Genomic DNA, 22,703 nt, shown 5'->3' with positions numbered 1-22,703 from the left:
ACCGCTCCCGTCTCGATTCGTCGAGGCGGGAGCGGTTTGTGTCCGGGGGGTGTCGGATACCCACGACGCGAACCGCCGCCGGAAAGGCCGGTTTCCGCGACCCGGACCACCTAACCTCGATCTGTGGGCCAGTTGTCGTTTTTCTCCGCGGAGACCGAGGAGCCCGCGTACTCCGATCTCGCGGGTCTACTCGCGGCGCACGGGCAGGCCGTCCGATCGGATTCCGGTACGCGGGTCTCGATCGTCGTCCGTGATCGATGGCGCGCGGAGCAGATCGTCGTCGAGATGCAGGCCTCCGGACTGAACTCGGAGGTCACCACCTCGGACGAGGGCACTCCGCTCGCACGCACCGCGTCGTGTCATGAGCTCGATGCGCTCCACTCGGCCTGGTCGGCCGGAGCGGTCAAGGCGATGCCCGCCGGATGGATTCCGTCGTACAGGGCGCTGCGACTGTGGGTGATCGCTTCCGGTCATTCCGACGTCGGTCGCTACCAGCTGGGCCTGGACCCGCACGCCCCCGACACCCACGCGGCCCTCGCCACCGCCCTGATGCGGGTCGGCATCGCTCCCACTCTGGTCGGGACGCGAGGCAATTCACCTGCACTCCGCATCGCGGGACACCGGCGTCTCGTCCGTCTGCACGAGTACGTGGGTCCGCCGCCCGTGGCCGCCGCGGCGCCGGATTGGCCGCCTGCGGACGTACATTAGTGATCTCGTCGAGATTTCTCTGACCTGGGAAGATGCTGCCCGTAAACGCGGTATGGGTCACATCTGACGCCACGACATGGAATTCAGATGTGCAAACGGCGCTATACATAAGGTACAAACCCATCGAACACACCTGAATCGACACGCAGGCAGTTCTCCACCCAGTCAAGCAAAGGACGCCCCGGTGGCCGAGACCAGCACCGCATCCCGCTCTAGTGGGGGAATCAGACGACTCGTGATCGTCGAGTCCCCTACAAAGGCGCGCAAGATCGCCGGTTACCTCGGCCCCAATTACGTGGTGGAGTCCTCCCGCGGCCACATCCGTGACCTGCCGCGCGGCGCCGCCGACGTGCCCGCCAAGTACAAGGGCCAGCCCTGGGCTCGCCTCGGTGTGAACGTGGACGACAACTTCGAACCGCTCTACGTCGTCTCGCCGGACAAGAAGACCACCGTCAGCGAGCTCAAGTCGCTGATGAAGGACGTCGACGAGCTCTACCTCGCCACGGACGGTGACCGCGAGGGGGAGGCCATCGCCTGGCATCTCCTCGAGACGCTCAAGCCCAAGATCCCGGTCAAGCGGATGGTGTTCCACGAGATCACCGAACCCGCCATCCGGGCTGCTGCCGAAAACCCTCGTGACCTCGACATCGACCTGGTCGATGCCCAGGAAACCCGCCGCATCCTCGACCGCCTCTACGGCTACGAGGTGTCGCCGGTGCTGTGGAAGAAGGTCATGCCGAAGCTGTCGGCGGGCCGCGTGCAGTCCGTCGCGACGCGCATCATCGTCGAGCGTGAACGCGAGCGCATGGCGTTCGTGTCCGCCGAGTACTGGGACATCGCCGCGACCATGGACGCGGGTGCCGAGGCCAGCCCTTCGACGTTCAAGGCCCGCCTGGTCAACGTGGACGACGCACGGGTGGCCACCGGACGCGACTTCGAGGCGACCGGCGAGCTGAAGAAGTCCGACGGCGTCGTCGTGCTCAACGCCGACCGCGCGGAGAGCCTGGCCGCAGGCCTGCGCGGTGCCGCCATGACCGTGACGTCGGTGGAGGAGAAGCCCTACACCCGTCGTCCGTATGCGCCGTTCATGACCTCGACGCTGCAGCAGGAGGCCGGCCGCAAGCTGCGGTTCACCTCCGACCGCACCATGCGCATCGCGCAGCGGCTGTACGAGAACGGCTTCATCACCTACATGCGTACCGACTCGACGAGCCTTAGCGAGTCGGCGATCAACGCCGCCCGCGCGCAGGCCCGTGAGCTGTACGGGGACAGTTTTGTCCACCCGACGCCGCGTCAGTACACCCGCAAGGTCAAGAACGCGCAGGAAGCACACGAGGCGATCCGTCCCGCCGGCGAGACCTTCCGCACTCCCGGCCAGGTCGCCGGCCAGCTAGAGGCCGACGAGTTCCGCCTCTACGAGCTCATCTGGCAGCGCACCGTCGCCTCGCAGATGGCCGACGCCAAGGGCACCACGCTGAGCCTGCGTATCGCGGGCACCGCCTCCTCCGGCGAGCGCGCGACGTTCGCCTCGTCGGGCCGTACCATCACGTTCCCCGGCTTCCTGTCGGCCTATGTCGAGACCGTCGACGAGCAGGCCGGCGGCCAGGCCGACGACGCCGAGAACCGCCTGCCGCAGCTGACCGAGGGGCAGTCGCTCACCGCGACCGATCTCACCGCCGACGGCCACTCCACCAACCCGCCCGCGCGATTCACCGAGGCCTCGCTGGTGAAGGTCCTCGAGGAACTGGGCATCGGCCGTCCGTCGACCTACGCCTCGATCATCGGCACCATCCAGGACCGCGGCTACGTCGTGAAGAAGGGCAACGCCCTGGTCCCGTCGTGGATCGCCTTCGCGGTGGTCGGGCTGCTCGAGGCGTATTTCGAGAGCCTCGTCGACTACGACTTCACCGCAACCCTCGAGGACGACCTCGACCAGATCGCGACCGGCAACGAGAACCGGACCCAGTGGTTGTCCGGCTTCTACTTCGGTGATGACCTCGCCGGGGCCGAGGGTGAGAGTCGATCTGCGCATTCGGCGATCGCCCAGCACGGCGGGCTCAAGAAGCTCGTGGGCGTCAACCTCGAGGAGATCGACGCTCGGAAGGTCAACTCGATCAGGCTCTTCGACGACGAGGAGGGCCGCCCGATCTACGTGCGCGTCGGCCGCTTCGGTCCGTACCTCGAGCGCGACGTCAACGCGAACAAGCCCTCCGACGCCGATGCGGAACCGGATCTGCAGCGCGCCAACCTGCCCGCCGACATCACCCCCGACGAGCTGACCCTGGCCGTCGCGGAGAAGCTGTTCGCCACGCCGCAGGAGGGACGCTCGCTGGGCGTTGACCCGCTGAGCGGTCACGAGATCGTCGCCAAGGAAGGACGCTTCGGTCCCTACGTGACCGAGATCCTGCCGTCCGACGACGACGATGACGACGGGGACGCACCGATCACCATCCCCGCGGGTCCGACCCCGCGTGACGGCGGATCTCCCGGTGCCGGCGGTACGGAAGCCGGCGACGCCGACGTCGTCCCGCTCGACACCCCGGGTGGCGGCACCACCACCAAGACGAAGCCGGCCGCCAAGAAGGCCGCCAAAAAGGCGGCGAAGAAGGCCGGCCCCAAGCCGCGCACCGGCTCGCTGTTCAAGTCGATGGACATCTCGACCGTCACCCTCGACGATGCGCTGAAGCTGCTGTCGCTGCCGCGCGTCGTCGGCGTCGACCCGGAGTCCGGGGACGAGATCACCGCGCAGAACGGCCGCTACGGTCCGTACCTGAAGAAGGGCTCCGATTCGCGGTCCCTCGGCAGCGAGGAACAGCTCTTCGACATCACCCTCGACGAGGCCCTGAAGATCTACTCCGAGCCCAAGCGTCGCGGACGTCAGGCCGCCGCGCCGCCGCTACGCGAACTGGGCAAGGACGACGAGGTCAGCGGCAAGCCGATGGTCATCAAGGACGGCCGTTTCGGCCCGTACGTGACCGACGGCGAGACCAACGCGAGCCTGCGGAAGGGCGACGAGGTCGACTCGATCACGCCCGAACGCGCGATGGAGCTCCTCGCCGATCGTCGTGCCCGTGGTCCGGCCAAGAAGGCGGCGAAGAAGGCAGCCAAGAAGGCCCCGGCCAAGAAGGCTGCGAAGAAGACGGCCGCCAAGAAGACCACCGCGAAGAAGGCTGCCGCCAAGAAGACGACGGCCAAGAAGACCGCAGCAAAGAAGACTGCCGCGAAGAAGACGGATTCGTCGGAGGACTGAGCCCTTCGAGGCTCGCTCCGCTCGCACCTCAGGGAGCGGTGGTTGGCGCGTCCGCACCTCAGGGAGCTGGACGGCTGGCTCCGCTCGCACCTTCAGGGAGCTGGGCGGCTCGCTTCGCTCGCCCTCAGGGAGCGGCCCGCGACCTCCGCCGGCCGAGTAGGTCCGAGGGGCTACCCGAGGACCGTATCGAGGTCAGTCCCGGCGGTACGGTTCCATGTGCGGGCGGGCGAGGAGCGTCTCGATCCCGCGTCCGCGCAGTTCGACGCCCTCGCCGATCTCCCAGTGCTCGGCTTCCTCATGCGAGGCCAGGAACACCGCACGAGCCGATCCGAGGACGCGGGTGGGTTCATCCTTAGCGAGCTCGGTCAGGCGCGCCGCCTCGTTCACCGGGTCGCCGATGACGGTGTATTCGAGGCGTTGTTCGGCGCCGATGTGGCCGGCGATCGCCTTACCTGCCGAGACGCCGATACCGATGTCGGTGTCGCCGAGGGTTTCGTACAGCTCGGCGCGCAACTCACGCGCGGAGGCCAGGGCCCGGCCGGCGAAGTCGTCGAGGTCGAGGGGCGCGCCGAAGATGGCGAGGGCCGCGTCACCCTGGAACTTGTTGACGAAGCCGCCGTGGCGTCCGACGACCGCGACGACGACCCGGAAGAACTCGTTGAGCAGTTCGACGATCTCGCGTGGCGGCCGGTTCACGGCCAGTCGCGTCGAGCCCACGATGTCGACGAACAGCACGCCGACGTAGCGCTCTTCGCCGCCGAGCTCGGTACCGGTCTCGATGGCGCGTCGTGCGACGTCTTCGCCGACGTAGCGACCGAACAGGTTGCGGAGTTCCTGTCGTTCGCGCAGGTCGGCGACCATGTCGTTGAAGCCGGCCTGCAGCAGGCCGAGGTCGCTGCCGTCGTAGATCTTCACCGCGACGTTCAGGTCGCCGTCACTGACCTTGGACTGCGCCCGCCGAAGCTGTTTGATGGGGTCGTTGATGGCGGCCACCACGCGCACGATCGCGATGACGCTGAACGCGAGGGCCGACACCGCCATCCACAGGATCGGCCGTTCGAGCCCGGTGGAGTCACCTTCGAAGATGCCCAGTCGGTGCAGCACGATCAGCCCGATGATCACCAGCATCGGCGAGACGACGCTGATCACCCAGAAGGCGGTGATCCGGGTGGTGACGCTCGGGGCGATCGCGTGGTCGGGGTTGTTGGCCATCGCGGCGACCGTGATCGGCCGCATCACCTTCTCGGCCTGCATGTAGCTCAACGCGCAGGTCACCATCGCGCCGATGGCGCTCGCGATGGCGACGATGAACGCATTCTTCGACGACACCGTCAGGTTGACCAGGGTGAAGAGCGTGCCGCCCACCACCCACAGGGCGGCGTTGACGACGGTCAGCAGGGTGGGGAGGGCGAGCGCGCGGCGTCGGGCCGCCTCGTTGTCGAGCCGCGTACGTCTGCGGTGCCACACGAGCACGGGCAGCGACAGTTGGATGCTCGCGTAGCCGCCGATGACCATCGCGATCAACAGATAGGCTGCGAAGATCACCTGATTGAGCGCGGTGATCTCGTCGAGGCTGATCGAGTCCTGGAGCGGCATCCCGAAGCGGAGGAATGCGAAGGTGAACAGTGCGCCGACGAGGTTGGCGCGGAGCATGTCCAGCGCGAGGATCGGCCAGGGCGTATGAATCAGCCACCGGCCAAGGTGCATCACCTTGGACCACCGCGACCGCTGTTCCACCACGGTGACTACGGTAGCTGGCTGCTTGCAATCGTTAAACACGGTTCCGGCCCGTTGGCGTGTCCGAGCTGCGGTTTAGGGTGTCGTTGTGACCAATGTCTTTGATCGGCTGACCGGCCAAGAGGCGATCGCTGACGATCTACGAGCTGCCGCACGCGCCGCGCGGGTCCTCGCGCACCGCCTCGACGCGGGTGCCACCGACGGCCTGTTCGTGCCCGACGACGAGATCCCCGGCGTCGACGCGGGTTGGTCACGCGCGTCGATGACGCACTCCTGGCTCTTCACCGGCCCGCCCGGAAGCGGACGATCGGTGGCCGCGACCTGTTTCGCGGCCGCGCTGCAGTGTCAATCGCCCGACTCCTCCAACGTCGGCTGCGGTGAATGCCGGGCCTGCGTCACCGTCATGGCCAAGACGCACGCCGACGTCCGGCACGTGGTGCCGGAGGGTCTGAGTCTCGCCGTCGGCGCGATGCGCGACATCGTGCAGGCTGCCGCCCGACGCCCGGGAACCGGTCGTTGGCAGATCGTCATCGTAGAAGACGCCGACCGGCTCACCGAGCAGGCGGCGAACGCGCTCCTGAAGGTCGTCGAGGAGCCGCCACCCCGCACCGTGTTCCTCCTGTGTGCGCCCTCGGTGGACCCCGAGGACATCTCCGTGACCCTGCGCTCGAGGTGCCGGCACGTCGCCCTGGTGTCGCCGTCGCCGGCAGACATCGAACGCGTCCTCATCGAACGCGACGGCCTCGACCCCGAGCAGGCGCACTGGGCGGCGTCGGTCTGCGGTGGCCACATCGGCCGCGCCCGACGCCTCGCCACCGATCCCGACGCGCGTTCCCAGCGTGAGAAGGCGTTGTCACTGGCACGGGCGGCGTCCCGGGATTCGACCGCGTACGCCGCGGCCGAAGAACTGGTGCGGTCGGCGGAGGCCGCGGCCAAGGCGATCAGCGCCGAGCTCGACGAGGCCGAGACCGAGGAGATGAAGACCGCACTGGGTGCGGGCGGCACCGGCAAGGGGACCGCCCGGATGCCCCGCGGCAGCGCCGGCGCGCTGAAGGAACTCGAGAAGCGTCAGAAGTCGAGGGCCACGCGCGTCGGGCGCGATGTGCTCGACCGCGCACTCGTCGACCTCGCCGCCCTGTTCCGTGACGCGCTCGTCGTCGGGGTCGGCGCAAAGGTGACCGCGATGCATCCCGACAAGTCCGACGACATCTCCATCCCCCTGGCCGGCTACGCCCGTCCCGAGCAGTTGCTCTCCTGTGTCGAAGCGGTTCTCGACTGCCGCGAGGCGCTGGACATGAACGTCAAACCCAAGTTCGCGGTCGACGACATGGTCGCCCGGATCGGTCTGGCACTCAAGCGCAAGGTCGACGCCTAACGGTCGGCCCTCCCGAGGTCTCGCGAAAGCACCCACTATTGGTAACTGATGTGTTACCAATAGTGGGTGGATGCATTCGAGGCGATCGCCGACCCGACTCGTCGGGCGCTCGTCGCACGTCTCGCGCAGCGCCCCGCCCGCGTCGTCGATCTCGCCACCGAACATCCCGTCAGTCGACCCGCGATCTCGCGGCACCTGAGAGTCCTCGGCGAGGCCGGCGTCGTCTCGGCCGTCGACCACGGCCGCGAACGGCACTACGAACTCGTACCCGGGGGATTGGCGGCCGTCCGCGATTGGCTTGACGGTCTCCCCTCAGGGGCAGCGCCGCCATTCGGCGAGCATCATCTCGAGGCCCTCAACCTCGAGGTCCGACGCACCGTGCGGGAGCTCGACGACTCGGGCAACCAGAGCAGCGAACAGAAGGAGGCAGGATGAGTGTCACGCCGACCGGCCGTCGGGAGATCCGCGACGGAGTGTCCTACGTGGTCCTCGAGCGCACCTTCGACGCGCCCGTCGACGCGGTGTGGGCCGCGATCACCGAACCGGTGCGACTCGAACGCTGGATAGGTACCTGGGCAGGGAATCCGGCCGACGGTTTCGTCGACTTCCGGATGACCGCCGAGGGCGACGACGCGGAGGCGGAGCGAATGTCGATTCTGGAATGCGACCCGCCGAACCGTCTCGTCGTCGAATCGAAATCGCCCGATCCCGAGGGTGGGGCCGACGACGTGTGGCGGTTGGAACTGGATCTCACCGAGGCCGACGGGACGACCACACTCACGTTCGCGCAAGGACTCTCACGCCCCGAGATGGCCGAGAACGTCGGTCCCGGGTGGGAGTACTACCTCGACCGGCTCGTCGCGGCCGAGTCCGGCGGCGGCGTCGAAGCGGTGGACTGGGATGCCTACTATCCGGCGCTGTCGGCTCCGTACGCGCAGACGTTCGCCGACTGACCACGTCGCGACTCTTACGCGACGGTAATCAGGTTGCAACACGGCCTCTTTAACGTCTCCGGTCATGACACGCCCCCTGGGTACGGGGATCAACATCTCTGGACTGACCAAGACGTTCACCTCCCGCTCGTTGCGCGGGAGTTCGACGGTGACCGCGCTGTCCGACGTCTCGCTGAGCACGTCGGAGGGCTCCTTCCTGTCGTTGCTCGGTCCGTCGGGTTGTGGCAAGTCGACGGTGCTGCGCATCCTCGCCGGCCTCGAGGGCGCTACCTCGGGGACCGCGCTGATGAACGGGCAATCGCCGCAGGACCTTCAGCGAAATCATGAGCTGGGCATCGCCTTCCAGGACTCGGCACTGCTGCCGTGGCGATCGGTGGAGTCCAACATCAGACTGCCGCTGCAGGTCGGCGGAATGCCGGCCGACGACGGTCTCGTCGCGGACCTGATCGAGCTCGTGGGGCTCAAGGGTTTCGAGAAGTCCAAGCCCGCGGTGCTCTCCGGCGGTATGCGCCAGCGTGTCTCGATCGCTCGCGCGCTGGTCGTGAAACCGACTGCGCTGCTGCTCGACGAACCCTTCGGAGCACTCGACGACATGACGCGGCAGCGGCTCAACGTCGAACTGCTGCGTATCTGGACCGAGAAGCCGGCGACCACGCTGATGGTCACGCACGGCATCGCCGAGGCGGTTTTCCTTTCCGACGTGGTGGCGGTCATGAGTCCGCGGCCGGGCACGGTGGTTGAGGTGGTCCCCATCGATCTGCCGCGGCCACGTGTCCCGGAGATGATGCGCACCCCCGAGTTCCATGCGATCCACGACCATCTCTCCGGGCTCCTGTTCGGCAAGCAGTCGAACCCCAAGCCGACCGAAGATGTTGCGCCGGAACCCGTTGCGGAGGGCGTGAGTGGCTAGATTCGGATCGGTCCGATGGCTGGCCGGTCTCGGAGGCATCGTCGGGCTCGTCGTGGTGTGGTGGATCGTGGGTGCGCTGGAGCTGTTCGGCGGAACGATCCCGACGCCGTGGTCGGTGCTGGCCGAGATCGGCGAGACCGGGTCCACCTACTACGTCGACAACTTCTCGCTGACAGTCGAACTCGCGTTCCGCGGATTCCTGTGGGGCAACGGCCTCGCGATCGCGCTGGCCATCGTCGTGATCCTGTTCCCGCCGGTTGAGGGGCTGGCGACCCAGCTCGCGATCCTGTCGTACTGCACGCCGATCATCGCCGTCGCGCCGATCATCCAGGTGGCCTTCGCCGAGGTGACGACCATGATCGTTTTCCTCGCGGCGATCTCGGTGTTCTTCACGACGATGATCGGGACGTTGTCGGGTCTGCGGTCGCCGCACGCCGGCAGCCTCGACCTCATCAAGGTCTACGGCGGTGGCAGGTTCGCGCAGCTCTGGCGGGTGCGATCGGTCGCCGCATTACCGAATACGCTCGCAGCCATCAAGATTGCCGCTCCGGCGGCGGTACTGGGTGCCGTGCTCGGTGAGTTCCTGGCGATGCCCGAGACCGGGGCCGGTCCGGCGATGATCATCGCCCAGCAGAGCGGCAACATCCCGCAGGTGTGGGCCATTGCCCTGATCAGCGGAGCGGTCGCAGGTCTCGGTTACGCCGTGGTCGCGGTGATCGCCAAGTATGCGACGAACTGGTCGAGCGGAACGGCGGCGGGACGATGAGCGCCGAGGTGAGGACTCTCGGAGCAGGTGGGATCGGAACCGGTGGTCTGTGGGCGGCGGGGCGTTTCCTCGGCTCCCTGCTGTTGTCGTTCGCGTTGATTTTCGTGATCTGGTGGTTGTTCCTCCTGGCCTTCCCCGACATCGGGCCGATCATCGGACGCACACCGGTCGATGTGTTCAACTACCTGTTCGTCGACGCCGACGCCCCGGCCAATCGCGCCGAGATCTTCGACAATCTTTGGATAACGCTGCAGGACGCGGCGATCGGGTTCGTCTCCGGCATGTCGGCCGCGATCGCCACGGCTGCGATCTTCGTCGTATCGCGCTCGGCAGCACAGACATTCATGCCGATCGCGATGCTTCTCCGGTCGGTGCCGCTGGTCGCGATGACACCGCTGATCACCGTCATCGTCGGTCGGGGCGTCGCGGTTGTGGCGGTCATGGGTGGCATCGTGGTGTTCTTCCCCGCCCTCGTGATGATCATGACCGGGCTGGCGAATGCCCCGCGGCAGATCACCGATGTGATCAGCGTGTACGGCGGCGGACGCTGGACGGCGTTGCGGCGCTCGGCGATTCCGTCAGCGGTCCCGTCGCTGTTCAGCGCGGCCAAGGTGTCGGTGCCGGGCGCGCTCATCGGCGCGACCGTCGCCGAGTGGTTGGGGACCAACAAGGGCCTCGGTGCGACATTGCAACAGGCTCTACCGGCGGCGGCCTACGACGAACTGTGGGCCTCGGTCCTCGTCATCACCATCGCATCGATCGTCATCTACGCCGTGGTGGGTGTGATCGAGACTGTCGTCCTGTCGCAGATGGGAATGCAGCAAACCTGAGGTCGTGAAAATGGCGCGACCGGATCAGCTCCTGGCGAAAGGTAACTCTCTCATGGCAAACTCCTTCGACCGACGGTCGTTCCTGCGCTATTCGATGATGGCCGGCGGCGCGGCCGGCGCAGTGGGTCTCACCGGTGCGCTGTCCGCCTGCAGCAGCGGTGGCAGCGCGAGCGGGGGAACGACCTCGACCAACCCGAAGGTGCAGCTGTCGTGGCAGAAGAACATCGAGTTCGCCGGTGAGTACTTCGCCATCGAGAACGGTTACTACGCGGCCGAGGGCCTCGGAACACCCGAACTGATCACCGGCGGCGGAGCGGGCACCGGTGTCGAGACCGGCCTGACGTCGAACAAGGTGTGGATCGGCATGAGCGCCCCGCAGCTGACCGCGCCGGTCATCCTGCAGGGCGCCGAGCTGATGACGGTGGCGGCGACCTTCCAGCGCAACCCGTTCTGCATCGTGTCCTCGGCCGGCAAACCGATCCTCAGTCCCGAGGAGATGAAGGGTCGCAAGATCGGCGTCCAGGCCTCCAACGAGAACGTCTTCAAGGCGCTGCTCACCGCCAACAACATGACCGAGGCCGACGTCCAGAAGATCACCGTCCAGTACGACCCGACGCCACTGAAGAACGGTGAGGTCGATGGCTGGGTCAGCTACGTGACCAACGAGCCGATCACCCTGGAGGAGAGCGGCTTCCCGAATGCCAACTTCCTGTTCGCCGACTTCAACCTGCCGCTCGTCGCCGAGACCCTCGTCGTCCGGCAGGACACCATCGACAACGAGCGCGACAAGGTGAAGGCGTTCCTCAAGGCCGACATCAAGGGCTGGTACGACGCGGTCGCCGATCCGGCGGGGTCGGCGAAGCTCGCGGTCACCAAGTACGGCAAGGATCTCGGACTCGACGAGGCCGAGCAGACCAAGGAGGCCATCGCGCAGAACACGCTCGTCGTCTCCGAGGACACCAAGGCCAACGGTCTGCTCACGATGACAGACGATCTCATCGCGCAGAACATCGAGGCTCTGGCCAAGGCCGGCTACGACATCAAACCCGAGCAGATCTTCGACATGTCGCTCATCAAGGAGGTCTACGAGGAGAACCCCGATCTGAAGAAGTGACCCGCCCTATCATGGGTGGACGGTCGCAGGCCGTGCAGTCGATGAGCGAGGGAGCAGGCGATGTCGGACTTCATCCGCAAGATAAGAGAAGAGGCCAAGGCTGTTTCGGCCGCCATCGACCAGGAGCTGACCGTCCTCGAAGGGGTGCCCGGGTACGACCCGCTGGCCGATGACACGGACGTGGAATCCTCCGAGGAGACCGCAGCCGTCGAGGCCGAGGACGAGACGACCAAGTAGAGGGACACGACGCAGCGGCCGCCGGGTGGGATGTCCCGCCCGGCGGCCGTCGTGCGTCAGGCGCGCGTGCTCACTTCGCGACGAACCGCAGCAGAGCCTCGTTGACCTCGGCGGCATGGGTCCACAGCAGGCCGTGGGGAGCGCCCTCGATCTCGACGTATTCGGCCTCCGGGACGGCGTCGCGGAAGCGGCGACCGGTGGCGTCGATCGGCAGGATGTTGTCGGCGGTGCCGTGCAGGATCAGCGTCGGCTTCCCCGAATCACGGACTGCGACAACGTCTGTGCGGAAGTCCTCGATCCAGGTGGGGACCACGGCGTACGCCGCGACCGGCGCGCTGCCGACTGCGGTGTTCCAGTTGGCGTCGACGACCTCCTGGGTGATCCGGCTGCCGAGGGTGTCGTCGAGGTTGTAGAAATCCTTGTAGAACTGCGTGTACCAGGCGTACCGGTTGCTCTTGGCGGCCTCGGCGATGCCGTCGAAGACCGCGGCGTCGACGCCCTCGGGGTTGTCGTCGGTCTTGACCAGGAACGGCTCGAGCGAGGCCAGGAAGGCGAACTTGGCGATCCGCTCGGTCCCGTACTTGCCGGCGTAGCGTGCGAGTTCGCCTGTGCCCATCGAGAATCCGACCAGGATGACGTCACGCAGGTCGAGGGTCTCGAGCACGGTGTTCAGGTCAGCGGCGAAGGTGTCGTAGTGGTAGCCGGTGCCGACCTTGCTCGACTTGCCGAACCCGCGACGGTCATAGGTGATGACCCGATAGCCGGCGTCGAGCAACTCCCGTGTCTGCAGCTCCCAGCTGTTGCCGTCGAGCGGATACCCGTGGATCAACACGACGGGCTGCCCGGTTCCGTGGTCCTCGTAGTACAGCTCGATGTCGGTGGTGTTCTCGGTGCCGACGGTGATGTAACCCATTTCGATCACTTCTCTCTTGTGCAGCGCCCCGAGGGGTCTTGGCGGAGCAGTGGAGAACGGGCGTTCTCCGTGCTGATTGCTACACTAGAGAACGATCGTTCCCCGCGCAAGGGGTAACTCGGAACCCGGTGAGGACGGTGTGTTGTGGCAGCTTCGAACGGCGTTGCGGTTGACCCTCGTGAGCAGGTCATTCGCGCCGCGGATGAGCTGTTCAACGCCCATGGCGTCCATGCGGTGGGAATGGACAAGGTGCGCGACGCGGCGGGTGTGTCGCTGAAGAGGATCTATTCGCTGTTCCCCTCCAAGGAGGCGCTGATCCTCGCCGTTCTCGAGGATCGGAGCAGGCAGTGGAATGCGGGTATCGCCACCTGCACGGAGGGCCTGTCGACGCCGCGGGAGAAGCTTCTCGCGATCTTCGACTTCCTGCTCGGCTGGTTCGGAACCGACGAATTCCGGGGTTGCGCGTTCATCAACGCGTATGGCGAACTCGGCGGGGAGCTGCCGTCGGTTGCCGAGGCGGTGCGCAAACAGAAAAGCGATTTCCAGGACTACGTGTCCGGCCTGGTCGCCGAGCTCGGCGGACCACCACACCTTGCTGCGCAGCTGTCGATCCTGGCCGAAGGGGCGCAGACGACGGCGGCGATCGCGGGAACCGCTCAGGCCGCCGAAGATGCACGGAATGCTGCCGAGATCCTGATCGATCAGGCACTCAGGTGAATTGTCATCCGTTTGAAGGAATGTCCCAATCTGTATTGTTAGTGGGTCATCTGAACCAATTGTTGAGACATTTGTTCTGATTAATCTCGCTTGAACAAAATTGAGTCATGCTTTCGGTTGGAAAATAGGATTTCGGTTTGAATCGGTATTTCGACCTGCTAATGTCCCCGCAGAATCATTCCATTGATGCGTCCGAGGGGTACTGCCTGACGCACAACGGATCACGGGCTGGGGAAAGGTACACAATGCGATTCACCAAGATGGCTATGGCGGGATTCGGGCTGGTGGCGGGGGCCGCGATGGCATTCTCCGGGTCGGGGGAGGCATCGGCGGCGACGCTCCTGCCGTCGTATTTCCCTCACACCCAATCCCTCAGCGACGGAATGGTGACCGTGAAGGTGTCCAACGGGACGTCGAAGACGACGAAGTGCCAACTGTCCGTTCATGAGGCATCCAAGAAGTCGCAGCTCGAGGCGCGCGCCACCGCGGTGAATCTGCTCCTTGCGGCCGGCATCGAGAGCTCTGTGCTCGCCGACGCCCGCCAGGATGCTGCGGCCGGTGCGCTCAAGGTCGTGTGGACCAACAAGTCGATCTCGAAGGACGGCTCGGCCACCGCGACGTGGAAGTCCGGTCGGACCGACACGTCGTACACGATCTACCAGGAGTGCACCTCACCTGACCCGCTTCTGGGATTGACCGTGAACGGTGTCGCGCAGGTCTACACCGTGACCGGTACCGGTAAGTCCCCGGATTCGCCGGACGATTCGGGCAACGGCAGCCTCGGCGGTCTGTTCGGCGGACTGCTCGGATAGTCCCCGCCGCCACACGCGTACTCGTGGCGAGTATGAGGTGATCGAGCCGTAGGCGCGTGCCGCGCCGGCGTCGAATCACGTTGCTGCTCTGGGTGCATCGTTGTGCCCGGACGAAGTCAGAACTCTTGATCCCCGACGTCGTCGATTCGTCGGGCGCACCCGCGACACAGGTTGTCGGGCAATGAAACACATTTACGGAGGGGAAAACATGCGGTTTTCGCGTTTGGCACTGACAGGAATCGGAGTGGCGGCTGGTGCCGCGGTGGCATTCACCGGGAGTGGCGAGGCGTCGGCAGCACTGCTTCTGCCGGCTTCATACCCCCACACGCAGTCTCTCAGCAATGGAACTCTGACCGTCACGGTGCAGAACGAGACGTCGAAGACGGCGACATGCTGGATCTCCGTCCACGACGCGAGCAAGGAGACTCAGCTGAATCTCCGCGCCGCCAGCGTCAACGCGCTCATCGGCGCCGGTATCGAATCCTCGGTGCTCGACAACGCCCGCGATCAGGCGGCTGAAGGCGCACTCAAGATCGTGTGGAACGGGCAGACCATCGCCAAAGACCTCTCGTCGACCGGCACGTGGGTCTCGAACCGGACCGACACGTCGTATGCGATCTACCAGGAATGTACGACGCCCGATCCGATCCTCGGGTGGACTATCAACGGTCTCGCGCAGGTCTACAAGGTGACCGGCACCGGCAAGCCTGCTGACAACCCGGGCGGCGCCGACAACGGCGGCGGTGACACCGGCGGTGGCGATAACGGCGGTGGCGACAACGGCGGTGGCGACAACGGGGGCGGCGACAACGGCGGTGGTGACAACGGCGGCGGTGACAACGGTGGACCCGGCGACACGGGCGGAGACTCGGGCAACGGCAGCCTAGGAAACCTGTTCGGCTCCAGCTAGCCCCACGGCCGGTGGGGGATCAGGCGGCCTCTCGGTCCGTCGAATCCCCACCGGCCGAACTCTTTTCAGAAGAGTCCGACTTCTCCTGGTCGTAGCCGGAGCTGCCGCCGGGTGAGTCGTCACCGTCGGTCGAGGCGGAATCGCGGGGTCCGCTGTCGCCGGAGTCCGGTTTCTCCGAACCCGAACCCGAACCCGAATCCTCGGAATCCGGCTTCTCGGAGCCATCGGGCTGGTCGCCGGCATCTTCGGAGCCGGGCTCGTCCTCGCCGCGGTCGCCTGCCGGTGCACGATCGTCCGTGGGGACCCCGGAGTCGTCGTCGACCGTCGGCGGCACGATGCCGACCGGGACGATCCCCCCGGTCTCCGGTGGAGCCTCGGGCTTCTCCGCGCCGGTGGCGACCTCGGAGGGAACGGTGACGGTGTATCCGTCGCCCGGCTGGTCCTGCTTGACCGAACCGACCGCCGTGACCGGCACCGCGGCGGTGTCGGCGTTCGGTGCCTGGGTCGGGTAGTAGGCCTCGGCCAAGGCATCCCAGCGAGCGAGATCGTCCTTGTCGTAGGTGATCCCGAGCGAGTCGTAGACGGACGCCAACAGCAGCGCCAGGGGATGCGCGGCGTCGTAGACGAGGTACGTGGTGGTTCCGCTGGAGTATTCCTTCGGATCACCCAGACGCTCGACCTCGCCGTACGTATGCGGTCCGGTACCCGAGTGGATGGTGAGGAAGCCTGCCGCGTTGACGATGAGCGAAGCGATCGGCCGGTACGACACCCATTGGAAGTTGCTGACGGGGTCGCCGACGATGATCACCGACACGACCTTGATCTTGGTGGCTTCCGGGTCGCGAGCGCCGTTGGGGTCGATCCCCGCGGCTTCCACGATCGGCTTGAGCCACGGCATGGTGTCGAGCCAGGCCTTGATGCCCCAGGGACTCCGTGGGTCGGAGACCAGGACGACCATGTCCTTGCCCGGCACGAAGAAGTCGTTGTCGTAGGTCCGCGGGTTCTCGGCTGCATCGCCGAGCGCGTCGGCGCCCTGTGAATAGCCGGTGTAGACGACGAACGGGCGGCCCTCGCCCATGTCGGCGAACGCGGCCATGACGGCCAGGTTCTGGTTCATCGCATGTTCTTTGGACTCGTCGTAGCCCGGGGAGAACGGTGCGATCGTGTTCGACCGGCCGGCGATGACGGGTCCGAAGGATTCGGGGTAGTTGATGATGAGGGACTGTCGCTGCCCGATGTACGGCAGATTGCGCGAGATCAGGGTGGTGTCGTCGGTCCCCGGGGTGACGACCATGATCGTGCCGGCCGGCAGGTCGGCGAAGATGTCGCTGGTGTTGTCGTGCTGGGTGGCTTCGCGGACGACGTCGCGGTCGACGAGGGATTCGACGACGGCGGCGGCGTTGGTCGATGCGACGGCGATCGGCACGACGGTGCCGAGAGACAACGCGCTGAGCGCCAGCGATGTGGCTGTCGCGCGCGAGTGTCTACGAGAAGATGTGGCAGGCCGCGCCGGTTGAGACCGGTGCTTTCCTCCCCGACGTGCCCCCAACTTGACCTCCTACAGTCGGATGGAGTGTAAGGAGCGAGGGGCTGCGTGCGTGTCATCCGATTGGAGTAATGGGACAATCCTGGCACTGAATTATCTTTGCGTAGCTAAGCGTTTGGTGTAGGCGATTGCCCCGGTGAGTACGGGGAGACAGGCTGTATCCGCGCCTGCTGCGGAGCGTCGAACGGCGGTTGAATCGCACGATCCTGGTGGAGCCGCCCAGGGGAATCGAACCCCTGACCTATTCATTACGAGTGAATTGCTCTACCGACTGAGCTAGGGCGGCGTGCTACGCGAGGCAGCGGAAACGAGTCTAGCGAGTCCATCGTCCGCAACAAAAACCGGCTCCGCCTGTGCGCCTCGACGGGTCCCCGCGCGGAAGGGCCACCTCCGCTCACGTGCGCTGATCGGGGCTCGCGAATGTGCCTTGAACTGGGGATTTCGCGGTCGCGGCGTCAGAACGGGTAGTCGGGGCCGCAGACCACCGGCACCCGGTGGGCGGGGTCGAGCGCGTTGCGGACGAGAGCGGCGACGGTCGGGGAGTACGCCATGCCGACGTGACCGATCTTCGACGCCGGGCACACGTCCTGGACCAGCGTGTTGACGACGTTCGGGCCGGGTGTCATCAGGGTGTTCGTGTACGGCGTCGAGATCTCGTCGTATCGGGTCGCGAAGTTGACGTAGTCGATCGACGGGTGCCGCGGACCCCAGTAGCTCTGGCCGGGGGCACGCGCCGGGAGTCGGTCGGTGATCGAGCCGACGCGCGAGTATCCCTGGTGCGACGCCGACAGCGAGACGACGGTGTCGATCTGGGCGACGCGGCCCGGGAGCTGGGTCACCAGCTGCGCGATCGCGCCGCCCTGGCTGTGTCCGACGAGGTCGACCTTGGTGGCATCGGTGGCGGCGAGCACCTTGTCGATGAAGGGCGCGACCTGACTCGCCGCGGACCGCTCCTTGTTGCCGAGGCCGCCGGTGTTCCCGCTCCACGACGCCTGGCCATAGGTCAGGCTGAAGACGCAGTAGCCGGCGTTGGCGAGGGTCGGGGCGAGGTACGCCCAGTTGGCGCTCTGGTTCATCGCGGTGGCGTGCAGCAAGACCACGGGATCGCGTCCCTCTCGATCGCGGCAGTCGAAATGATTGCTTCCGGCGGGAGATTCGGATGCGGGGCTCAGATAGTGGTCGGCGATGGCCTGGTTCGCGTCGGTGGTGACGGGGAACGGCGCGGCCTGCGCGGTGCCCGGGGCGAGCAGCACGCAGGCCGCGGCACACGCGGTCGCGACGGCGGCGAGGCCTGATCGGAAACGGCTCATAGGAGCATTGTCGCCCACGACCGGCGGCGCGACAGGGGCTCTCGGCGACCTACGCCAGAATCTCGGCCATCTGCGTCAGGCGGATGCTGTTGCCCGACGGATCGCGGAAACCGGCATCGATCCCGTACGGCCGCTCCTCGGGCTTCTCGGTGAACTCGACGCCGCGCGCGGACAGTGCCTCGTAATCGGCCCGGCAGTCGTCGGTGGTGAGGAAGACGGTCGCCGCGAACCCATTGGACATCAGGCTGTGGATCTCCTCCGAGATCGCGGCCTCGAAGGCGGGCGGGCCGGGGATGTCCATCAGCACGATGGAGACGTCATCCTGTCCGGGAGGCCCGACGGTGGCCATCGGAATCCGCCCATCTCCGGCAGGGAGACGTCCGAGCGGACCTCCATCCCGACCTTCGTCGTCCAGAATTCCAGGGCCTCGTCCTGGTCACGTACCCACAGTTGAGCGCTGGCGATTCGAATCATGATGTCCACCTTCTGAATTGGGATTCTCCGGGCCTGGTTTGCCCTCCGGTGGAACCAAAGCTACGTGCGGACGGGTGTGGCGGTCTTCTTCCCGTGTGCTGTCTTCTCGGGTGCCTGAGCAGGTGGCTCGGCCGGCGCGGATCGATCGACGCGACTGGCCGGTCCCGGTCGCGAATAGGCGCGGAGCACGCATGCGGGAACGTGTGCGTACGTCGCGGCGGGCGGGAACGAATCCCGGTAGGCGGTCGGGGTCTTGCCGAATGCGCGGGTGAAGCTCGTGGTGAACGAGCCGACGCTCGACAGTCCCACCGCCATGCAGATGTCGGCGACGGTTCGATCCGTCCCGCGCAACATGGCCGCTGCCCGTTCGAGCCGGCGTGTCTGCAGGTAGGAATGCGGGGACTGCCCGAATGCGGCGGTGAACGCGCGCGAGAAGTGGGCCCGGGACAGCTTTGCCGCAGCGGCCATGTCGTCGACGGTCAGTGGTTCGGCGAACCGGACGTCGGCGAGATCCTTGGCGCGCAGCAGATGGCGCGCCGGATGTGCGCTGGGCATGGACTGATTATGCCGACGTCGGGCGGGCCTCGCGCGCCGTTCGGGCGTTCGCTATGTGGCATCGCGACGGAGGAATTCGACGCCGCGCGGGGAGAGTTCGTAGCCAACCTCGAGGCTCTCGGTCAGCCCCAGTTTCTTCAGCTTGGTGACGTCGTTCTTGAAAGCGGTGCGCTCCCTGCCGAGTTCGGCCGCGAGCTCGGTGGACACGACGCCGGGCCGACGGCCGATGATCTCGAGTACCGCCCGCGTCCAGGGGCCCTTGTTGGAGCGAGAATCCATTCGATCGAGCCGCGAACCGAGGTCGGCGACGTCGTCGTCGGACAGATCGTCGTCGGCGCGGAGGGCGATCCGGGGGTCCTCGCCGATGCATCGGAGTCCGATCCGATAGGTCGGGTTGTGGGTGTTGACGCACAACGTCGCCCGAAGCTCGTCGACATTCTCGTAACCGGCCCGACGGGCGTCGTCGGAGGAGATCTGTTCGGGATCGACCCGCTCGAGCGAGGTCACCTCGATGACATGCGTCAGCGCGATGAAACTCGATCCCGGGCGGATGCGGGGATGCGCCCAGCGTCGGAAGGCGAGGTCGACGGAACCCTCGGCAACCCCGTTCGTCACCGCTGCTGTGAGAAGCACATCTCCGACCGTAGCGAGGGTGTTGTGGGTGCGCAGAGAGCCGGGAGAAGGGCCTGTCCTCCTTGTGGACGACATCTGAGATGTTCCTGAGAGCTGTTGTAGGGTGACCCGAGATCAGCGACGGCAGTGCCGGCGCCCGGGGGGATCTTCCTTTTGGTGTCGTGTCGTCGCGTGCACAACTGACGACGACGATCACCAGCCGGGGGGGGAGGGGGTCTCATGGTGCCGCAGCGTCCGCAGTCCCTGTGGTTCCCCGACGTTCCCGCGTGGCCGTCCTCAGGTAGTACACCGGCGGTCGATCTGGCCGCTCACCTCGCTCGATTCCGTTCCGTCGATGCAGCTCAAGGCAATGTCGGCGGCACCGCGGTGGCAGTTCTCGACGCTCCGGCACCGCCCGTCGAGCCGCCGCTGCCGAGGGGGGAGTACCTGCTGTCGCGCTCCCCGAGAGGTCGTCATCCGATCTCGACTCCTTCCTCGCCGAGGCCGAGGAGTCGGTCCGCGCGAAGCGAAAGACGGTGTCCGGCACCGCCCCTGGCTGGCGCCGATTCCTGGGTTCGGGTCCGCGGATCGCGGGTGCGGCAGCCGCAATTGTTGTGATTCTGGCCACAGTTGTTGTCTCAATTTCCCTCGCCGGCCGCGGCTCGGACCAGCCGGTGGTCGCCGCAGATGCCACGCAGTCGACCGTGCCGACCGACGAGCCGTCGACGTCCGGCGTCGCGAGCCACCCGGCGTGTGCGCAGCGTCCCGTCGGGTCGGGGACCACGGTGTCGAACGACGACGAGAAGGGCGACCAGGAGTCCGGTCCGGGTGCGATCCGCGCGTTCAACCACGGCTACTACGTGCTGCGATCAGCGAAAGCCGCTCGCGCCGTTGCGGCCCCGGGTGCCGTCGCCTCCGAGTATGTGATGCAGCAGTACATCGATCAGCGCCCCATCGGCACGCGCCACTGCCTGAGGATCACCGAACAGGCTCCCAACGAGTACTCCGTGGTGCTCACCGAGCTGCAGCCAGACGCCGCTCCCATCACCTATCGCCAGGTCATCCGCACGTCGACGACGGGCGGCAAGGCCTTCATTCAGTCCATCAAGTCCGTCGAATGAGTTCACGCGCATTGCCATTCACCAGTGGCACAGAAAGGTAGTATCGAGATGACGCAGAGTCGGGGTCGGCATCGTAGGCGGCGGTCGCCTAGTGGGCCGTTGTTGTCGGTGACGTCTGCTGTTGTGGCGGTGTCGATTTCTGCTGGTGCTGGTGCTGGTGTGGCGTTTGCGGTGCCGGAGCAGGGTGGGACTGATCCGTCGGATTCGGCTCCGGGTCAGGGTGGTACGAGTCCGTCTGATGTTGCGCCGGGTGGGCCGGGGCCGGGTGATGCGGTGGTGCAGCCGGTTGTTGTGCCGGGTCCGGGTTCGATTCCGGGTCCGCCGGTGGAGGCTCCGTATCAGTCGTATGACGAGTCGTTGTCGCAGAGTTATGATCAGCCGTATTCGTCGGTGATCACCAATCCTGTTGCGCCGCGGGTTGCTCCGCCGGTGCGTCCGATTGCGCCGCCGCCGGACAAGATTCGTGTGGGTAACTTTGTGGCCGATATTCCGCAGGGGTTGTCGGCGAGGGATGTCAATTCGATCAATGCGTGGTCGGCGTATGGTGAGGCGAAGATTGCTCAGGGTTTGATTTCGGTGGGTGTGCCTGAGGATGAGGCGAGTCGTCGTGCTGCTGCGACGATCATCGGTGTGATGGCTGGTGGTACGGCTGGTGCTGTGGCGCTGGGTATTCCGTCGGCGGTGGTCGGTGCGGTTGGTGGCGCGGTTGTCGGTGCAGGAGTGGGCGCCGGCTTCAGCTACGTGACCTCTGGCCTGATCCGGGCAGGATTCGATGTTCCGGTCGGCGCCGGAATCGGTGCTGCAGTGGGTGGCATCGGTGCTGGTGCTGCAGGCGCGGCACTTGGCTTCGCTATCGGTGGTACCGCGGGCGGACTCCTTGCCTACTCGCTGGGGGCCGGTGATCCTGGTGCCAACCCGGACGAGCCGTGGCGCAAGGACGGTCCTCGGCATTCCGCACCTGAGACGGGCCCGAATCAGTTCGAGTTCCACCTCTCGGCGGAGGATGCTCGTCGTTCAGGCCTTCCCGCAGTGGATTACGTGGTCAACAATCGTGGAAATGTGGACCTCAAGGTTGGGTCTTCGATCCACAGATGGTCTGGTGAGCAGGCGCGTTCGCCGTACGCGGTCTTCGGCTCGGGCGCGGAGAAGTCCGTCCGGGACTGGACTCGGGCACGGTCGGACAACCTGATGAACGCAATCCCGGGCAGCGAGGTCTTGTGGCCGGCGGAAGCTACGCAATAGTTCATTCTCGGACGAACCGGGCCACCCCCGAACGGGATTCCCAACTTTCATTTCGCAGTCAAGAGTGAGGCCTTCGATGAAGAAGCTTGTTGTAACCCTTCTGGGTCTGGCGGTTGCGACGGTAGCCGGGCTGGCCGGCGCCGGTGACGCATCTGCGGCGCCGCTTCAGCAGATCAACACCAACGGAAACACCCATGTCAACTTCGGAGATCACTCGTTCTGTAGGGGTGCAGTCACCTACAAGCTTGACGTTCCGGCGAGGAAGCGTGGAGTTGTCCGGGTCACTGCGATCTCTCACGGCTTCAGAGGGGAGGGCGCCACGTGGAAGCGGAACCCTAAGTGCACTTTCCGTATCCGCTCCGGTTACACGAGTGCTCGCGGCATTGAGATGGAGAAGTGGAACCGAGTCTCGTTCGGACCGCGTCCCGGGGAGAAAAAGTCATGGGAGGTCACGACTGGTTCTGGGCTTGCGACGATGGCGGTCACGACGTGGGCGGTGAACACCCCGGTTCGTATCTCACAGTCGGCTTCTGGTGCCACTTTCTTCTTCATCGTTCCGTAGGTGCTTTGTCATATCGATGGCTGCGGGCGTCTCCGAGTCGAGGCCCGGC

General features: G+C 66.0%; 22 protein-coding genes, 1 tRNA gene and 1 pseudogene. 16 read left to right on the top strand and 8 right to left on the bottom strand.

Going from position 1 to position 22,703, the window contains the following annotated elements:
- Positions 1 to 123: 123 nt before the first annotated feature.
- Complete coding sequence (locus BLU62_RS21150; RefSeq protein WP_074851940.1) at positions 124 to 708, top strand: hypothetical protein; 585 nt, start codon at positions 124 to 126, stop codon at positions 706 to 708.
- Between the two features lie 184 nt (positions 709 to 892).
- Complete coding sequence (topA, locus tag BLU62_RS21145) at positions 893 to 3,958, top strand: type I DNA topoisomerase (protein WP_074851939.1); 3,066 nt, start codon at positions 893 to 895, stop codon at positions 3,956 to 3,958.
- A 192-nt stretch (positions 3,959 to 4,150) separates the two neighbouring features.
- Here the strand turns inward: topA and BLU62_RS21140 are convergent, their stop codons facing one another.
- Positions 4,151 to 5,665, bottom strand: coding sequence for an adenylate/guanylate cyclase domain-containing protein (locus BLU62_RS21140; protein ID WP_074853079.1), 1,515 nt, complete (start codon positions 5,663 to 5,665; stop codon positions 4,151 to 4,153).
- Positions 5,666 to 5,783: 118 nt separating this feature from the next.
- Here BLU62_RS21140 and BLU62_RS21135 point away from each other — a divergent pair, with 118 nt between their 5' ends.
- The 8 genes from BLU62_RS21135 (at position 5,784) to BLU62_RS33070 (ending at position 11,880) form a co-directional block, all read left to right on the top strand.
- Positions 5,784 to 7,070 (top strand): DNA polymerase III subunit delta', encoded by a 1,287-nt coding sequence (locus BLU62_RS21135; protein ID WP_074851938.1) that lies wholly within the window; start codon positions 5,784 to 5,786, stop codon positions 7,068 to 7,070.
- A gap of 66 nt (positions 7,071 to 7,136) precedes the next feature.
- Positions 7,137 to 7,505 (top strand): ArsR/SmtB family transcription factor, encoded by a 369-nt coding sequence (locus BLU62_RS21130; RefSeq protein ID WP_074851937.1) that lies wholly within the window; start codon positions 7,137 to 7,139, stop codon positions 7,503 to 7,505.
- Entirely contained in the window at positions 7,502 to 8,023 is a 522-nt protein-coding gene (locus tag BLU62_RS21125; protein WP_074851936.1) for an SRPBCC family protein, read from the top strand. The genes BLU62_RS21130 and BLU62_RS21125 overlap by 4 nt, the downstream gene beginning before the upstream one ends.
- A gap of 64 nt (positions 8,024 to 8,087) precedes the next feature.
- On the top strand, positions 8,088 to 8,933 hold the full coding sequence (locus tag BLU62_RS21120) for an ABC transporter ATP-binding protein (protein WP_074851935.1): 846 nt from the start codon (positions 8,088 to 8,090) through the stop codon (positions 8,931 to 8,933).
- Positions 8,926 to 9,699, top strand: coding sequence for an ABC transporter permease (locus tag BLU62_RS21115; RefSeq protein WP_074851934.1), 774 nt, complete (start codon positions 8,926 to 8,928; stop codon positions 9,697 to 9,699). The genes BLU62_RS21120 and BLU62_RS21115 overlap by 8 nt, the downstream gene beginning before the upstream one ends.
- Positions 9,696 to 10,529, top strand: a complete 834-nt coding sequence (locus BLU62_RS21110) for an ABC transporter permease (protein WP_074851933.1) — start codon at positions 9,696 to 9,698, stop codon at positions 10,527 to 10,529. Before BLU62_RS21115 ends, BLU62_RS21110 begins: the two co-directional genes overlap by 4 nt.
- A 52-nt stretch (positions 10,530 to 10,581) precedes the next feature.
- A complete protein-coding gene (locus BLU62_RS21105; RefSeq protein ID WP_074851932.1) occupies positions 10,582 to 11,643 on the top strand; it encodes an ABC transporter substrate-binding protein in 1,062 nt (353 codons plus the stop codon).
- A gap of 60 nt (positions 11,644 to 11,703) precedes the next feature.
- On the top strand, positions 11,704 to 11,880 hold the full coding sequence (locus BLU62_RS33070; protein WP_167544024.1) for a hypothetical protein: 177 nt from the start codon (positions 11,704 to 11,706) through the stop codon (positions 11,878 to 11,880).
- A gap of 70 nt (positions 11,881 to 11,950) precedes the next feature.
- Here the strand turns inward: BLU62_RS33070 and BLU62_RS21100 are convergent, their stop codons facing one another.
- Positions 11,951 to 12,793, bottom strand: coding sequence for an alpha/beta fold hydrolase (locus BLU62_RS21100; RefSeq protein WP_074851931.1), 843 nt, complete (start codon positions 12,791 to 12,793; stop codon positions 11,951 to 11,953).
- A 144-nt stretch (positions 12,794 to 12,937) separates the two neighbouring features.
- Between BLU62_RS21100 and BLU62_RS21095 the strand changes: the two genes are divergently transcribed.
- The 3 genes from BLU62_RS21095 (at position 12,938) to BLU62_RS21085 (ending at position 15,232) form a co-directional block, all read left to right on the top strand.
- On the top strand, positions 12,938 to 13,510 hold the full coding sequence (locus tag BLU62_RS21095; protein ID WP_074851930.1) for a TetR/AcrR family transcriptional regulator: 573 nt from the start codon (positions 12,938 to 12,940) through the stop codon (positions 13,508 to 13,510).
- Between the two features lie 245 nt (positions 13,511 to 13,755).
- Positions 13,756 to 14,322 (top strand): hypothetical protein, encoded by a 567-nt coding sequence (locus tag BLU62_RS21090; RefSeq protein WP_074851929.1) that lies wholly within the window; start codon positions 13,756 to 13,758, stop codon positions 14,320 to 14,322.
- Positions 14,323 to 14,683: 361 nt separating this feature from the next.
- A complete protein-coding gene (locus tag BLU62_RS21085) occupies positions 14,684 to 15,232 on the top strand; it encodes a hypothetical protein (protein ID WP_244278280.1) in 549 nt (182 codons plus the stop codon).
- A gap of 19 nt (positions 15,233 to 15,251) precedes the next feature.
- On the opposite strand, the gene BLU62_RS21080 is transcribed toward BLU62_RS21085, so the two are convergent.
- The 6 genes and pseudogenes from BLU62_RS21080 to BLU62_RS21055 all read right to left on the bottom strand — a co-directional run bounded on the left by BLU62_RS21080 (position 15,252) and on the right by BLU62_RS21055 (position 19,750).
- Complete coding sequence (locus tag BLU62_RS21080; protein WP_074851927.1) at positions 15,252 to 16,676, bottom strand: hypothetical protein; 1,425 nt, start codon at positions 16,674 to 16,676, stop codon at positions 15,252 to 15,254.
- Positions 16,677 to 16,988: 312 nt separating this feature from the next.
- Positions 16,989 to 17,064: transfer RNA gene (locus BLU62_RS21075), tRNA-Thr, on the bottom strand.
- Between the two features lie 169 nt (positions 17,065 to 17,233).
- A complete protein-coding gene (locus BLU62_RS21070; RefSeq protein ID WP_074851926.1) occupies positions 17,234 to 18,088 on the bottom strand; it encodes an esterase/lipase family protein in 855 nt (284 codons plus the stop codon).
- Positions 18,089 to 18,137: 49 nt separating this feature from the next.
- Positions 18,138 to 18,562, bottom strand: a pseudogene (locus BLU62_RS21065) (VOC family protein).
- A gap of 60 nt (positions 18,563 to 18,622) precedes the next feature.
- Positions 18,623 to 19,117, bottom strand: coding sequence for a helix-turn-helix domain-containing protein (locus tag BLU62_RS21060; RefSeq protein WP_074851925.1), 495 nt, complete (start codon positions 19,115 to 19,117; stop codon positions 18,623 to 18,625).
- 51 nt (positions 19,118 to 19,168) lie between these two features.
- Positions 19,169 to 19,750, bottom strand: a complete 582-nt coding sequence (locus BLU62_RS21055; protein ID WP_074851924.1) for an ASCH domain-containing protein — start codon at positions 19,748 to 19,750, stop codon at positions 19,169 to 19,171.
- Positions 19,751 to 20,403: 653 nt separating this feature from the next.
- On the opposite strand from BLU62_RS21055, the gene BLU62_RS33960 reads away from it, so the two are divergent.
- The 3 genes from BLU62_RS33960 to BLU62_RS21040 all read left to right on the top strand — a co-directional run bounded on the left by BLU62_RS33960 (position 20,404) and on the right by BLU62_RS21040 (position 22,654).
- Entirely contained in the window at positions 20,404 to 20,850 is a 447-nt protein-coding gene (locus BLU62_RS33960) for a DUF8176 domain-containing protein (protein ID WP_244278279.1), read from the top strand.
- A 48-nt stretch (positions 20,851 to 20,898) separates the two neighbouring features.
- On the top strand, positions 20,899 to 22,092 hold the full coding sequence (locus BLU62_RS21045; protein ID WP_425284577.1) for a hypothetical protein: 1,194 nt from the start codon (positions 20,899 to 20,901) through the stop codon (positions 22,090 to 22,092).
- A gap of 76 nt (positions 22,093 to 22,168) precedes the next feature.
- Positions 22,169 to 22,654 carry an enoyl-CoA hydratase gene (locus BLU62_RS21040; RefSeq protein WP_074853077.1) on the top strand — a complete coding sequence of 162 codons (486 nt, stop codon included), beginning with the start codon at positions 22,169 to 22,171 and terminating at the stop codon, positions 22,652 to 22,654.
- The last annotated feature ends 49 nt before the right edge of the window (positions 22,655 to 22,703 follow it).

This window comes from Gordonia westfalica (assembly GCF_900105725.1).
Lineage (GTDB): Bacteria > Actinomycetota > Actinomycetes > Mycobacteriales > Mycobacteriaceae > Gordonia > Gordonia westfalica.
Note: the sequence above shows the minus strand (reverse complement) of the source record. Positions and strands in the feature narration are given on the sequence as shown.